Annotated in this window: 14 protein-coding genes, 1 pseudogene and 1 riboswitch; of the genes and pseudogenes, 9 read left to right on the top strand and 6 right to left on the bottom strand. The window is 63.9% G+C overall.

Annotated elements, in window-relative coordinates:
• Nucleotides 1-8: 8 nt before the first annotated feature.
• Nucleotides 9-1,118, bottom strand: coding sequence for a DUF4873 domain-containing protein (locus ACOQFP_RS03550; protein ID WP_421583468.1), 1,110 nt, complete (start codon nucleotides 1,116-1,118; stop codon nucleotides 9-11).
• Nucleotides 1,115-1,900: a TetR/AcrR family transcriptional regulator gene (locus ACOQFP_RS03545; protein ID WP_341243773.1), complete on the bottom strand. Its 786-nt coding sequence runs from the start codon at nucleotides 1,898-1,900 to the stop codon at nucleotides 1,115-1,117. The genes ACOQFP_RS03550 and ACOQFP_RS03545 overlap by 4 nt, the downstream gene beginning before the upstream one ends.
• Nucleotides 1,901-2,006: 106 nt before the next feature.
• Between ACOQFP_RS03545 and ACOQFP_RS03540 the strand changes: the two genes are divergently transcribed.
• From ACOQFP_RS03540 to ACOQFP_RS03525, 4 genes are read left to right on the top strand one after another with little or no spacing between them, the layout of a single operon-like run.
• Nucleotides 2,007-2,996 (top strand): AurF N-oxygenase family protein, encoded by a 990-nt coding sequence (locus ACOQFP_RS03540; protein WP_421583492.1) that lies wholly within the window; start codon nucleotides 2,007-2,009, stop codon nucleotides 2,994-2,996.
• The gene (locus tag ACOQFP_RS03535; protein WP_341243775.1) at nucleotides 2,993-3,856 is read left to right on the top strand and encodes a diiron oxygenase; all 864 of its coding nucleotides are present in this window, start codon (nucleotides 2,993-2,995) and stop codon (nucleotides 3,854-3,856) included. The genes ACOQFP_RS03540 and ACOQFP_RS03535 overlap by 4 nt, the downstream gene beginning before the upstream one ends.
• Nucleotides 3,853-5,340, top strand: a complete 1,488-nt coding sequence (locus ACOQFP_RS03530; protein WP_421583467.1) for a flavin-containing monooxygenase — start codon at nucleotides 3,853-3,855, stop codon at nucleotides 5,338-5,340. Before ACOQFP_RS03535 ends, ACOQFP_RS03530 begins: the two co-directional genes overlap by 4 nt.
• Entirely contained in the window at nucleotides 5,337-6,185 is an 849-nt protein-coding gene (locus ACOQFP_RS03525) for an SDR family NAD(P)-dependent oxidoreductase (RefSeq protein WP_341243777.1), read from the top strand. The genes ACOQFP_RS03530 and ACOQFP_RS03525 overlap by 4 nt, the downstream gene beginning before the upstream one ends.
• A 19-nt stretch (nucleotides 6,186-6,204) precedes the next feature.
• On the opposite strand, the gene ACOQFP_RS03520 is transcribed toward ACOQFP_RS03525, so the two are convergent.
• Both ACOQFP_RS03520 and ACOQFP_RS03515 read right to left on the bottom strand, forming a co-directional pair.
• Nucleotides 6,205-7,587: an ABC1 kinase family protein gene (locus ACOQFP_RS03520; RefSeq protein ID WP_421583466.1), complete on the bottom strand. Its 1,383-nt coding sequence runs from the start codon at nucleotides 7,585-7,587 to the stop codon at nucleotides 6,205-6,207.
• A gap of 3 nt (nucleotides 7,588-7,590) precedes the next feature.
• Nucleotides 7,591-8,139 (bottom strand): carboxymuconolactone decarboxylase family protein, encoded by a 549-nt coding sequence (locus ACOQFP_RS03515; protein WP_206492840.1) that lies wholly within the window; start codon nucleotides 8,137-8,139, stop codon nucleotides 7,591-7,593.
• Nucleotides 8,140-8,244: 105 nt separating this feature from the next.
• Nucleotides 8,245-8,366, top strand: a riboswitch (cobalamin riboswitch).
• A gap of 26 nt (nucleotides 8,367-8,392) precedes the next feature.
• Between ACOQFP_RS03515 and ACOQFP_RS03510 the strand changes: the two genes are divergently transcribed.
• Genes ACOQFP_RS03510 through ACOQFP_RS03490 form a run of 5 tightly spaced genes read left to right on the top strand, consistent with a single transcriptional unit; the run spans nucleotide 8,393 to nucleotide 12,033 of the window.
• Complete coding sequence (locus tag ACOQFP_RS03510; protein ID WP_421583465.1) at nucleotides 8,393-9,112, top strand: energy-coupling factor ABC transporter permease; 720 nt, start codon at nucleotides 8,393-8,395, stop codon at nucleotides 9,110-9,112.
• A complete protein-coding gene (locus ACOQFP_RS03505) occupies nucleotides 9,105-9,428 on the top strand; it encodes an energy-coupling factor ABC transporter substrate-binding protein (protein WP_421583464.1) in 324 nt (107 codons plus the stop codon). Before ACOQFP_RS03510 ends, ACOQFP_RS03505 begins: the two co-directional genes overlap by 8 nt.
• Nucleotides 9,429-9,463: 35 nt before the next feature.
• On the top strand, nucleotides 9,464-10,210 hold the full coding sequence (gene cbiQ / locus ACOQFP_RS03500; RefSeq protein ID WP_421583463.1) for a cobalt ECF transporter T component CbiQ: 747 nt from the start codon (nucleotides 9,464-9,466) through the stop codon (nucleotides 10,208-10,210).
• Nucleotides 10,207-11,049 (top strand): ATP-binding cassette domain-containing protein, encoded by an 843-nt coding sequence (locus tag ACOQFP_RS03495; RefSeq protein ID WP_341245081.1) that lies wholly within the window; start codon nucleotides 10,207-10,209, stop codon nucleotides 11,047-11,049. Before cbiQ ends, ACOQFP_RS03495 begins: the two co-directional genes overlap by 4 nt.
• Before the next feature lie 48 nt (nucleotides 11,050-11,097).
• A complete protein-coding gene (locus tag ACOQFP_RS03490) occupies nucleotides 11,098-12,033 on the top strand; it encodes an ABC transporter substrate-binding protein (RefSeq protein WP_421583462.1) in 936 nt (311 codons plus the stop codon).
• Between the two features lie 5 nt (nucleotides 12,034-12,038).
• On the opposite strand, the gene ACOQFP_RS03485 is transcribed toward ACOQFP_RS03490, so the two are convergent.
• Both ACOQFP_RS03485 and ACOQFP_RS03480 read right to left on the bottom strand, forming a co-directional pair.
• Nucleotides 12,039-12,704: a GntR family transcriptional regulator gene (locus ACOQFP_RS03485; protein WP_206492835.1), complete on the bottom strand. Its 666-nt coding sequence runs from the start codon at nucleotides 12,702-12,704 to the stop codon at nucleotides 12,039-12,041.
• A gap of 11 nt (nucleotides 12,705-12,715) precedes the next feature.
• Nucleotides 12,716-12,953, bottom strand: a pseudogene (locus tag ACOQFP_RS03480) (ABC transporter ATP-binding protein); the annotation flags it as partial.

The following is a 12,953-nucleotide window of genomic DNA, read 5'->3' as shown; positions in this document are numbered from 1 at the left end:
CTGTCCGTTCAGCGGGCGTTGGTGGCGCTGACGAACTGTGCGAGACCGCGTACCTGTTGTTCGATCTCCGTCATGCCGTGCGTTTCGAAGATCGATGTGAACTGCGCCTTGTCGAACATCCGAATTCCGATCCGCCCCGATACTGCTCCAACGACGGTCCGCACCGGTACGGTCGCGCGGCGATAACTGGTCATGATGGCAATTCGGCCCCCTGGGCGCAGGACGCGGATCATCTCGTCGACCACGGTCAGTGGGTCCGGCATCAGGTAGAGGGCCGCATAGCAGCAGACCGCGTCGAATGTGTTGTCGGCAAACGGAAGTGACTGCGCGTCTCCGCGCATATAGGCGGCATGGGGGCCGCGGTTGTCCCGGACGGCCCGGTGAATCATCTGTTCGGAAATGTCGAACCCGGTGACCAGCCCGTCACCGTCGAGGCGTTCGGAGAGATATTTGGTGAAGTTTCCCGGCCCGCACGCCACGTCGAGCACGTTCAGTTCCCCGGACAGTCGCAGATCGGACGCGGCCTTGGCGCGTTCGGCGGACATCGACAGGCCGCCGACTCCCATCATGGCGACTCCCGCCGGCCGCCAGAACTTCTCGTAGATGGCCGCCACCACTGGGTTGTTCATGGCACGGCTGGCCGCAGTGGGTGACGGTGCGGGCGTGCCGCCGAGCAGTTCCACATACCCCGCGGTGGTGTCGGCCGTCGCGCGAATGTCGGGCTCGAGCAATGCCGAGGCTCGTTCGAGCGCCAGATCCTGATGATCCGGTACCTCTGCGCCGTCGCCTGCGCTGTCCGGATCGACCTCGGGCTCGAGCGGGTACGGGGGCATCCCGGTGCCCTGAAGCCGGTACCGGCCCCAGAAGTCGACGTCGCCGACCAGGACGGGAGCATCGCCGGTGTCCGTACTGAGTCGGCCTTTGCTGCTGGTGCCGACAGTCTCCATGAAACTCCGGAGCTCCTCGTGGGGTCGGACTCGGCCGTACCAGCGGAAGATTCCGTCGATGGGCTGGGAATGGCCGCGCAGATCGATCTGTACATCGAACTCGGCCCCGTGGGCGTCGAAGATCAGCTGTGCCGGGCCTCGGTAATCGGGCTTGCCGGAGAGATCGCTCACTGGTTCTCGCTTCCTTCCGTGGGAACGAACGCACGATGCATGGGTTGATCGGACTCGAGCCGGACGCCGGCACGCGCACAAGCGGATTCGACGAGTCCGTGCACGATGGCAGCCAGATGTGCAGTGAAGGCCTCGGTGGTCATGGTCGATTCTCGGTCCTCGGAACTGCCGAGCCACCAGTCCGTCGCCGAGGCCACCGCCCCGAACGTCGAGTAGGAGACGATCTCGACGGTCGAACTGTCCACTGCCGGACCCTGTATGGCGTCGGCCAGTACGCGGGCCACCGCATCGGACGCGGCTCGCGCCGAATCCAAGGCCGGATCCCCGGCCACGCCTGCCGAGGTTCGGCGGTCCGTGGTGCGAGCCAGGAAATGGCCGTGCACGAGAAACCGGAACAAGTTGGGATGATCGGTGACTATCGCTGCGTAGCCGGCGACACTGTGATCGATGAGGTCGGTGACGGAGTCTTCGAACAAGTTGACGGTGTTCATGATCCGGTCCCACAACATGTCCTGGACGTTCTGGACTATTGCGGTGTGCAGATCGGATCGATCGGCGAAATGCCGATACAGCTTTGGTTTGGCGGTACCGGCTGCTTTCGCGATATCGCCCATGCTGACGTTCGGGCCGTGTTCGTCGATAGCGATCAGTGCGGCCGCAACCAGTTCTTGTCGCACGCGAAGACGGTGCTCACGCCACCGTTCGGTGCGCGCATCGATCTTCTTGCACGGTGTCGAGTGTCGTCCGTCTTCGGGGTTGACACGTCCTATGACTTGAACCACACTCGGACAGTACCTACTACCGCCGGTACTGGCTACCGTGAGTTTCGGATAGACCAGGTCTCGAGGTGGAGTCGATCGCGAGGGGGGATCGGTTGTGAAGCGTGCGATGGGACGTGTCGATGCCGCGGTATCCGGGGGAGCGAGCACGACGCTGCGCCCACAGCTGACCACCGAGGACCTGGCCGTCTCGCGGGGCCGAACCGTCGGGCCACGCCAGAAGACTGCGAAACGCCTGCTGAAGTCGACTGCCAACAAGTTCTTCGACGGCGAGGTCGACATCGATTGGGACGCCCCGGTCGTCGAGGGCATGCGATGGATGCCCGAGCATCGAGTCTCGCTGTACCGAACCAAGTTGTGGGACAAGCTCTCCGAGGAGCAGCGCCGCGAACTGGGGCGGCACGAGATCGTCAGCATTCTTTCCTTCGGTATCTACGCCGAGGGTTTTCTCAGCGCAAACCTGCTTCGGGTGTTCGGAAAGGGCACGTTCTCCGATCATTCGATGTATTCGATAGCCGAAGTGGGGGAGGAATCGCGCCACTCGATCATGTTCGGAAAGTTGATCGAGAAGACGGGTCTGAAGCCGTACCTCCTGCCCAAGGCAGGGCTGCTCCTTGCGCGGATCGGCCAGTTCTTTCCTCTCGGACCGGCCACCTACGGCGGAACACTTCTCATCGAAGAAGTCCTCGATCGTGCGCAGCGAGAAGCGCAAAACGATCCCGAAATGCAACCGCATCTGCGTCAGATGATGCGCATCCACGTGATCGAGGAATCACGGCACATCACCTATGCGCGGGAAGAAATGGTGCGTGCGATGCAGTCCACCAATCGGGTGAACCGCGCACTTCACCGGGTGATTCTTGCGACCATCGCGAATTTCACATACGTGGCATTGATCAATCCGCGCGTGTACAGATCCGTCGGAATCAACCCGATACGAGGGATCGTCACCGCTATGGCCAGCCCGACCTACAAGTCCAACATGCAATTCTTCTCCGAACCCATGATCCGATTCTTCGCAGAGGCGGGGATGTGTGACGGAGTGGTGACACGTCGGTTGTGGAAGATGACTCGGGCAATGCCGGATGACCTGGCATGAGCGCGCGTTCGTCAGCTGTCCAGTACGATCCGCATGTCGATATCGATTGGGAATCACCGTGGCGCAGTGAAGAATGTGCACTTCCGCAGGAATCGGTGACGCTGTACGGAACGCGCGTGTGGGCCAAGCTGGCCGGGTCGGACCAGCGCACCTTGGCTCTGCACGAGGCGGTGAGCAGATGGAGCACAGTTGCGTATCTGTCTGCGATATTGACCGGCAATCAGCTCAGGCGGGTAGCCGAAGAGGGACTCAACAGCTCGGACTCCCGCAACGCTCTGGACGAGGTGTCGAAGAGTTCGCGCACCACGATCACGTTCGGGCGGCTGGTCCGTGCCACCGACCTCGCGCCGTACAAGCCTCCGCGGGGGACGGCGACCGCCGTCAAACTGTTGAGCTTTCTGCCGTTGGGTGCCGCGTCGCACGCGTCGATGTTGTTGGTGGAGGAAACCTTCGCTCGGACGATGGCGGCTGCCGTGACCGACCCCGGCATCGAACCGCATGTTCGCCAAGCGGTGCGAATTCACCGGTTCGAGTGTGACGAACGTTTCGAGTTCGCGCGGTCGGAAGTTCTCGCCGCGCAACGAAAGTCCAACAGAATTTCGCGCGCGTACAATCGGTTGCTCCTCGCGGTTCTGGCCAATGTCATTCTGCGTCTCGGTGTTTCGTTCGAGGTGTATCGATCCATCGGCATCGGTCCGATGCGCGGTGCCCTCATCTCTCGGCGTCGGCGGGCCGCCATCAGAAGGCGGGATGCTGCAGCCACCGTCGCCTTCCTCGATTCGGCGGGGATGCTCGACGGCGCGGTGACCGCAGCACTGTGGCGGCTGACCGGTGTAGTGCAGTCGGACGAGCGACAATGACGGTCCACCGCACGGGTGTGTTGATCATCGGGACCGGTTTCTCCGGGCTCGGCATGGCGATCGAACTGCGTAAGCGCGGGCGCGAGGACTTCCTGGTGTTGGAGAAGGCCGAGGAGGTCGGTGGTACCTGGCGCGAGAACACCTACCCCGGATGCGCCTGCGATGTGCCGTCCCATCTGTATTCGCTATCGGGAGAACCGAATCCGTACTGGTCGAAGATGTGGTCCGGTCAGCCCGAGATACTGGCCTACCTGCGGTCCCTCGCCGACAAGTACGAGCTACGTCGTAGCATTCGATTCGGCAGCACCTGTTCCGGCGGGTACTGGGACGAGAGTCGAGCGCGCTGGCACGTGACCACCGCCGAGGGCGACGAGTACATCGCCCAGTTCCTCGTCTCGGGGGTCGGTGCGCTCCATATCCCGAACGTTCCGACGCTCCCCGGAACCGAGACCTTCACCGGCAGTGCCTTCCACTCGGCCCGGTGGGACCACGACGTCGATCTCACGGGCAAGCGCGTCGCGGTGATCGGAACCGGAGCGAGCGCAGTACAGTTCGTGCCCGAGATTGCCGAACGAGTGGCGCAGCTCCAGCTCTATCAACGCACACCGGCGTGGGTACTGCCGCGACGGAACTTCTCACTGCCCAAGACGGTGCAGCGAGCGTTCGCGAGGGTTCCGTTGTTGCGACGCGCAGTTCGAGGCGCGGTGTATTGGAGCGCGGAGGGTTTGGCCATCGGGCTCAACGGTCACTCCGCGCTGTTACGACCCGTGGAACACGTGGGCAGGCGCTTCATCCGAAGAGAGATCTCGGACCCGGAACTGCGCGCGAAACTGACCCCGAGCTATCGCATCGGGTGCAAGCGAATCCTCGGCTCCAACACCTACTACAGGGCGCTGAACTCCCCGCGGACCGAAGTGATCACCGATGGTATCGCCGAGGTACGCGCCGGCTCGATCGTCGACAACAACGGCGTCGAACGCGAAGTCGACGTCATCGTCTACGCGACGGGCTTTCGCGTCACCGACGGTTTCGACAGCCTGAACCTCGCAGGCATCGGCGGTCGGAAGCTGGTGTCGCACTGGAAGGAACACGGCATCGCCACCCACCTGGGAATCACGGCAGCGGGATTTCCCAACGCGTTCTTTCTACTCGGGCCCAACACCGGACTTGGTCACAACTCGGTGGTGTTCATGATCGAGCAGCAGATCAAATACGTCCTGCGGGCGCTCGATCTGATCGAACACCGCGCTGCCGACGCGATCGACGTGCGAGAGCCGGTACAGCACCGGTTCAACGCCGAGATCCAGCGCAAGCTGCGTGGCGGCGTGTGGAGCACCGGTGGGTGCACCAGCTGGTACCTCGACAGCACCGGCGTCAACCGAACCGTCTGGCCGGGGTTCACCTGGCAGTACTGGCTGCGCACCCGCACGCTCGATCCCACCGAATACGAACTGCTGCAGGCGAAAGAGAACGTGAGTATATGAAGAATCTGGGAAACAAGGTCGCCGTCGTCACCGGAGCCGGATCGGGAATCGGGCGAGCACTGGCGATCGATCTCGCCGGTCGGGGCACGCGCCTCGCGCTGTCCGACGTCGACGGACGCGGGCTGGCCGATACGGTGGCGGCATGTGAGGGGGTCGGAGCCCAGACCCGCTCGTACGAGCTGGACGTCGCGGATCGGGCGGCGATGTATTTCCACGCAGACTCGGTCGTCAGCGATTTCGGTCGCGTCGATCTGGTGATCAACAACGCGGGCGTCGCGCTCGCCGCAGACGTTCTCGACATGAGCTGGGACGACTTCGAGTGGGTGATGAACGTCGACTTCTGGGGAGTCGCCAACGGCACCAAAGCCTTTCTGCCCGCATTGATCGAGTCGGGTGACGGCCACCTGGTCAACATCTCCAGTGTGTTCGGACTGATGGGCATCCCCGGTCAGAGCGCGTACAACTCGGCGAAGTTCGCCGTACGCGGCTTCACCGAGGCATTGCGTCAGGAAATGAAGATCGCGCGGCATCCCGTCGGCGTCACCTGTGTGCACCCGGGTGGCATCAAGACGAACATCGTGGCCAATGCCCGCGGCATGGACAGCCTGGGGGATGTCGACAAGGTATCCGAGGCGTTCGAGCGCATAGCCCGAACAACACCGACGCGTGCGGCGAAGGTCATCCTCGCCGGAGTGGAGAAGAACAAGCCTCGGGTGCTCATCGGGCCCGATGCCCGCGGTTTCGACGCGATTCCGCGCATCATCGGACCTCGATACCAGGACATTCTGGCGCCGCTGAATCGACTCGGCACCAAGGCGGGCAAGAAGCTGCGAATCACCCAGTAGCAGATCACCCAGTAGTGAATTACCCAGTAGTGTCCCGCCACTGTTGTTCGGCGATGCCGAGCTCGGTGACCGGCGGGTCCCCATAGATCCATTCGCGAGCGATGCTGTGCCAGTTGGCCGTTGCCTCCAGCTGCCCGAGAACACCGAACGTCAGGAAATCTGCCCGACGCGAGAACAGGTGTTCGGGCGGCAGGTTCTGTCGCTGCATTGCGGTACGTTGTCCGCCGCGCGGGTCGATCGCGAGCATCAACCCACTCGACGCCATCGACGGCGTCACCGTCATCACCCGATCGACCAGATTCCACTCGGACGCCGCGTAGACGTACTCGAGGCACTCGTCGGGGCTGACACCGGCCGATGCGTCGACGACCCCGCGGGCGATCATTGCGGCCAGGAGGTTCTCGCCGCGTTCCTCCGATGCCATCCGCAGGCAGTCGATCTCGAATGCGACGTGTTCTCCTCGCATCCGGTTGAACAACCCGAAATCGATAAACCCCACGCGACCGTCGTTGCCGAGCAGGACGTTTCCTGGATGCGGATCACCGCAGAATTCGTGGTACCGGTAGAGCGAACCGACGTAGAAGCGGTAGACGATCTCGCCGATGCGATCACGGTCGGAGGCAGGGAGAGACCGGATGCGATCGAACGAGACACCGTCGAAGAATTCGGTGACCAGAACGCCTCGGGTGCACATGGCCACGATCGCGTCGGGAACGACGAGATGCGGGTGACCGCGGAACCGAGCCGCCAATGCATGCTGGGTGCGGGCTTCCTCGACGTAGTCGAGTTCGCGCTCGAAGTTCGTCCGTAGTTCCTCGATCAACTCCGGTGCCGCGACCGCGGGAAGCGCGTTCCGCCAGAATTTGAGGAACAGCGCCAGGTTCTTCATGTCCGCGCGCACGGCCGCGTCGACGCCGGGGTATTGCACCTTCACTGCGACCGCTCGGCCGTCGTGCAGACGGGCACGGTAGACCTGGCCGATGGACGCGGCGGCGATGGGAGCGGAGTCGAACTCCGCGAAGAGGGTATCGATGCTCGCGCCCAGCTGGGTCTCGATCACGGTGCGCATCGCATCGAAATCGACTTCCGGTGCGCTGTCGCGGAGCGCGGCGAGCTTGTCCTGGAACCGTTGTCGATGCTCCTCGGGTACCAGAGTGAGGTCGAGTACCGAGAGCATCTGGCCCAGCTTCATCGCCGCGCCCTTCATGCTGCCGAGCACCGTCACGAGCTGATCGGCAGCCTGCAGGGACCTCTTCTCCGAGATTTGTCGTCGCAGTTCCTCGGACCGCCCTGCCATCGAAATCCGTGCTCCTGCACCGCGGATGGCCTGGCCGGCCACCGCGCGCCCCAGTGCCCCGCCGCGTGCGGCCCGCGAGGTGGGTATCGGACGATCGGTGGGCATCGCCTAGCGTTCGGTGAAGTCGCGCTCGACGCGCAGCGTGCCGAGAGTGGTTGCCAGACCGTCGTATTGGGTGACCAGCAACACGAACTCGATCAGGCGACGTTCGTCGAACTGCATCGTCAGCTCGGTCCAGGTGGCATCGGTGAGGGTCTTGGTGGCGACCAGTTCGTCGACGGCGGTCAGAATGGTGCGGTACCGCGTCGCCAGTCCGGGTGCGTCCGGGCCGATTTTGATCGACTCGAGCAGATCACGGTCGATACCTGCGCGCCTGCCCAGTCGAATGTGGTGGTCCATCTCGTATGCGGACTCGCGCAGGTGCGCGACCCGCAGGATCACCAGTTCGGATTCCTTGCGCGAGATCTTGCCTCCGGGCATCAGATGCCCGCTGTAGAACAGCCAGGCGCGGAACAGCCCACCGGTACGGCCGAGGGTGGTGAACAGATGCGGATTCGGCACCCCCGCGCCCCTGGCGATGACCTTGCAGATCACCCAGTTGACGGGCCCGAGAGTCTTGGCGGTACCGGAGGGAATGCGTGGAGTGCTCACAGTCACACCGTACCGACTGGTAGCCCAGCCGTCCCCGAGGAAGCGGCAGAACGAGGATTCTGGCGATCGACTGCCCGTCCGGTGATCGGATCGACTCGGTTCGTGCAATCATCTAGCTCGAAGTGTGCTGGTGCGGGGAACCCGGTGAAATTCCGGGACGGTCGCGCCACTGTGAGCGGACTCGACGTGTCGAGCCGTAAGTCAGATTGCCGAACCAGCACGTCGACTCACATCGGACGCGTCATCCAGGGAGTTACACGTGCATATTGCAGAAGGATTTCTGCCGCCCGTACATGCGGCGGTATGGACCTGCGTCGCAGCACCGTTCGTCGTTCACGGTGCCCGCGCAGTCGTTCGACAGGTCAGGGAGAATCCGGAGAGTCGACTGCTGCTGGGCGCGGCCGGAGCGTTCACGTTCGTGCTCTCGGCCATCAAACTACCGTCGGTGACGGGAAGTTCGTCCCATCCGACCGGTACCGGCCTGGGCGCGGTGCTGTTCAGGCCCCCGGTGATGGCGTTCCTCGGCACGTTGGTGCTGCTGTTCCAAGCGGTACTTCTCGCGCACGGCGGGCTCACGACCCTCGGCGCGAACGCGTTCTCGATGGCGATCGTGGGTCCCTGGGTGGGGTACGGAGCGTATCGCCTGTCGACCTCGCTGGGCGGTGGTCTGTCGATCTCGGTGTTCTTCGCGATGGTCTTCGCCGACCTCTCGACGTACTGCACCACCTCGGTGCAGATCGCGTTGGCCTTCCCCGATCCACAGACGGGGGTGGCCGGAGCGGTCGCCAAGTTCCTGTCGATCTTCGCGGTCACACAGATTCCGTTGGCCATCGCCGAGGGGCTGCTCGGCGTGCTCGTGATTCGAGTGTTGCGCAGCGTTGCGATGCCGGAGTTGATCAGACTCGGGGTGCTGAAGGCACCGAAGGTCCCAGCCGTCACCGACGCCCCGTCGACAGAGAATCGAGCAGCCGATGCGTAAGAGCACAGTGACCACCATCTTGTTGATCGCCGCTATCGTCGCGATCGTCGGCATCGCACTGGTCGTGGATTCGCGCCGAAGCGGAGACGAGGAGCGGTTCGTGGGTACGGATTCGGCCGCGACCAGCCGCATCGAAGAGGACCACCCGGACTACCAGCCCTGGTTCCAGTCGGTCTTCGCGCCCACCTCGAGCGAGGTCGAGTCGGGACTGTTCGCGCTGCAGGCAGCCTTGGGCGGAACCGTTCTGGGGTACACCATCGGTGCGTTGCGGGGCCGGCGCCGCAACGATTCCGCGACCACCGCGACGTCGAGCTGAGCGCCGCCCGCCGCACGGCCGTGCGGGGACTGTCCGTGGACAATGCGGCGTGGTCGAGCGCGTGGCGCGACCGAGCGGTATCGGACAAGGCCCTGCTCGGTCTGGGCTTGGTAGTGTGCGCGCTGCTGCTTCCGGCGTGGCCGGGCTCGATAGTGGTCACCGCAGTCGCCCTGAGCTGCAGTGTGTTCGGGGCGCGTACGCCGCTACGCCTGCTGTTCGGTGCGTTGCGGGCACCGGCGGTGTTCGTCGCACTCGGTGCCGTGTCCATTGCGGTCACGGTGACGACCGAACCGCGGTTCTCGCTCGGCGTCGACCATTCGAGCCTGGTGCGGGCGGGTGAGGTGACGCTGCATGCGATCGCGGGTACGACATCGGTTCTGCTGCTTGCGATGTCGACACCGATGGTCGATATTCTCGACGGTCTTCGGCGCTGCCGGGTGCCGAGCATCTGCGTGGACATCGCCGGCCTGATGTATCGGATGCTGTTCATCCTGCTCGATTCGGTGGGGACGATTCGACAGTCGCAGGCTGCGCGCCTGGGTTACTCGTCGACTCGACGGGCGATGGCCTCCACCGGTTCGCTCACCGCATCCGTTCTGCTCAAGTCCTGGGACCGGGCCTATCGGTTGGAGGCGGGGCTTGCCGGACGTGAATTCGGAACCGACACGCGCACACTGCGTCCCGATCGGCCGAGTTCTCATAGGTTCGTGCTCGTGTCGCTACTGGGCTTCGTGGCGATAGTTGCGCTGTCGACGGCACCGATCGGATGGGAACTGCTGTGACGCATCTCGGGATCTCCGGCCGCGAGCTGTTCGTGCGTTTCACCGGCGGGCCGGTGGTGCTCGCCGGTGCGACGCTGACGGTCGCGCCACACCGCCGGACTGCGCTTCTGGGTGCCAACGGCTCCGGTAAGACGACATTGTTGCGGTGTTTGTCCGGTGCCGTCGAACCGGAATCCGGTCGGGTCGAGGTCTGCGAGGAGGCTCTGAAGTACTCGCGAGCCGGACTGCGTGCGCACCGTCAGCGCGTGCAATTGGTGTTGCAGGACCCGGACGATCAGCTGTTCTCCGCCGACGTCGAGCGAGATGTCGCCTACGGCCCGTCGAACCTCGGGCTCTCGGACTCGGACGTGCGCGACCGAGTGGACGAGGCATTGGAGCTGATGGGCATCGAGCACCTCCGCCGCCGACCGACTCATCACCTGTCCTATGGCGAACGCAAACGGGTCGCCACTGCGGGTGCTGTGGCGATGCGTCCTGCCGTGTTGCTGTTGGACGAGCCGACGGCAGGCCTGGATCCGGTGGGTGTCGACGAGATGTTCGGAGCGTTGGACCGGTTGGAGAAGGCCCAGACCACGGTGCTGCTGTCGACTCACGATGTGGCTCTTGCGCTGGAATGGGCAGATTCGGTGGCTGTGGTCGTCGACGGTGTGGTGCATCAAGGACTTCCCGATGTGTTGCTCTCGGACACCTCCCTGCTGAGCAGGGCGCGGCTGAAGATGCCATGGGCGTCGGAGTTGGCGGGGCAGTTGGTTCGGGCCGGACTGATCGCTCCCGATGCCACGCCCCACACCGTCGACGAGGTGGTGGCGGCGCTTCGGCGCGCCGATCCCGAGGCATGATTCACACCCGATTCAACGCTATTGATGAGGTAAGGCTATCCTCTGTCCATGCTCGAATCGACACGCCGTACCTCGGCACTGCGCGCTCGTATCCCGATACTCCTGATGGCCGTCGTTGCCATGACCGCGGCCTGCTCCACAGTCGAGCGCGCCGATGACACGCCCGATGCCACTCGATCGATAGCCACCGTTCGGGGAACGGTGAACGTGCCCGAGAACCCGCTGCGCGTGGTCACACTGGAACCGGTCGAACTCGACACCACCGTCGCACTCGGCATCATGCCGGTCGGTACGGCCGTGCTCAGTGAAACGAGCGGCGTGCCTGCGTATCTCGGTACGGACGCGGCAGACATCACAACGGTCGGTACCGTGGCCGCGCCGACCATCGAGGACATCGCAGCTGTGCGACCCGATCTCATCTTGGGCACCGAAACTCGCCACGGCGAGTACTACGACCAACTCACGGCCATCGCGCCGACGGTGTTCATTTCCTCTCAGTCCGATCCGTGGAAGGAGAGCGTCCGGTTCGTCGGACGCGTTCTCGGCAGGGAAGCGAATGCGGAGGAACTGCTCAGCGCATACGACGAGCGATGCGCCGAGATCGCCGAGAAGTTCGACACCCCAGGAAAAACCGCACAACTCATTCGTCCCCGCAACGGCGAGTTGACGCTGTACGGGCCGTCGTCCTTTGCCGGTAGCACGCTCGAGTGTGCCGGGTTCACCACTCCGCCGAGACCCGAATGGGCCGAGGACATCTCAGTGGATCTCTCACCCGAACTGGCTGCCCAGGCCGCCGCAGATCTTGTCGTCGTCACCGCTACCGACCCGGCGGACCCAGCCGCAGTTCCGGCGTCGATCACCGCCAATGCGGCCGCACTACCGAATCCCCGTGCAGTGGATCTGTCCTACTGGATCACCGGCGTCGGTCCCCGGGGTGGGCAGGCCGTGCTCGACGACATCGATCGGATCCTGTCCACGGGCTAGGCGGTTCACACCCGCAACGCACCGGCCAGTGCTGCGGCCTGCTGTGCACGATCGACCACTCGGTCGCGCGAGGAATCGATATGTGCAAGAAGCAGTTCCAGAGCCGAGTCCAGAGTTCCGGCCAGCACACAATCGACGATCTCCAGGTGCTGTTCGATCGCCGAGCCGACTGCTGCCGCATCGAGCCCGCCCAATATCCGCACCGGACGTACCTTGGCATTGACGGCGCACAACGCCTCGGTCAGAGCAGGATTGCCCGAGGCGGCGAGCAGGGTGACGTGGAAGGTCTCGTCCAAAGCCACCAGATCTTCGGTGTCGGGTGGGTCGGCGCGCAGAGCGACCCAGGTTTCCGACAACGCCGACAGCGACGCTCGGTCCAAGGACTGCGGCGTCGACCTCGTGATGCCCCTGGACTCGAGGGTGGCGCGGAGCTCGTACAGATCGGGCAGATCGCTCAGTCGAGGACGATAGGCGTGCAGGCCGGACTCGTCTCGAGTGACGAGTCCATCGGCCAGCAATCGCGCCAGTGCCTCCCGCACGGGAGTTCGCGAGACCCCGTACAGCTCGGCGAGGCGTTCCTCGCCGAGGCGCTCGGTGGAGCCGATGACACCGGAGATCAGATCCCGGCGCAGTGACGAATAGACCTTCTCGCGAAGGTCTTTGCGTGGCACGATGTTTCCGGTCAGATTGCCATGGCTTTGCGGACGTCGGCTTCGGATTGTGATCCGCCGGTGCCGGTGGTGGTGATGCGGCCGGCTTCGAGGATGTAGTAGTGCTGGGCGGATTCGAGTGCGAAGCCGATGTGTTGTTCGACCAGGAGTACTCCGAGGCCGCCGCGTCGGGTGAGTTCGAGGATGGTTTTTTCGATTTCGGCGACGACGGAGGGTTGGATGCCTTCGGTGGGTTCGTCGAGGATGAGC

The organism is Rhodococcus sp. MALMAid1271 (assembly GCF_049195265.1).
Taxonomy (GTDB): domain Bacteria; phylum Actinomycetota; class Actinomycetes; order Mycobacteriales; family Mycobacteriaceae; genus Rhodococcoides.
Note: the sequence above shows the minus strand (reverse complement) of the source record. Positions and strands in the feature narration are given on the sequence as shown.

Bases quoted from the DNA above. Each gene is read 5' to 3' on its own strand.
- ACOQFP_RS03540 (WP_421583492.1), top strand. From the start codon at position 2,007: ATGGGACGTGTCGATGCCGCGGTATCCGGGGGAGCGAGCACGACGCTG.
- ACOQFP_RS03535 (WP_341243775.1), top strand. From the start codon at position 2,993: ATGAGCGCGCGTTCGTCAGCTGTCCAGTACGATCCGCATGTCGATATC.
- ACOQFP_RS03530 (WP_421583467.1), top strand. From the start codon at position 3,853: ATGACGGTCCACCGCACGGGTGTGTTGATCATCGGGACCGGTTTCTCC.
- ACOQFP_RS03525 (WP_341243777.1), top strand. From the start codon at position 5,337: ATGAAGAATCTGGGAAACAAGGTCGCCGTCGTCACCGGAGCCGGATCG.
- ACOQFP_RS03520 (WP_421583466.1), bottom strand. From the start codon at position 7,587: ATGCCCACCGATCGTCCGATACCCACCTCGCGGGCCGCACGCGGCGGG.
- ACOQFP_RS03505 (WP_421583464.1), top strand. From the start codon at position 9,105: ATGCGTAAGAGCACAGTGACCACCATCTTGTTGATCGCCGCTATCGTC.
- ACOQFP_RS03490 (WP_421583462.1), top strand. From the start codon at position 11,098: ATGCTCGAATCGACACGCCGTACCTCGGCACTGCGCGCTCGTATCCCG.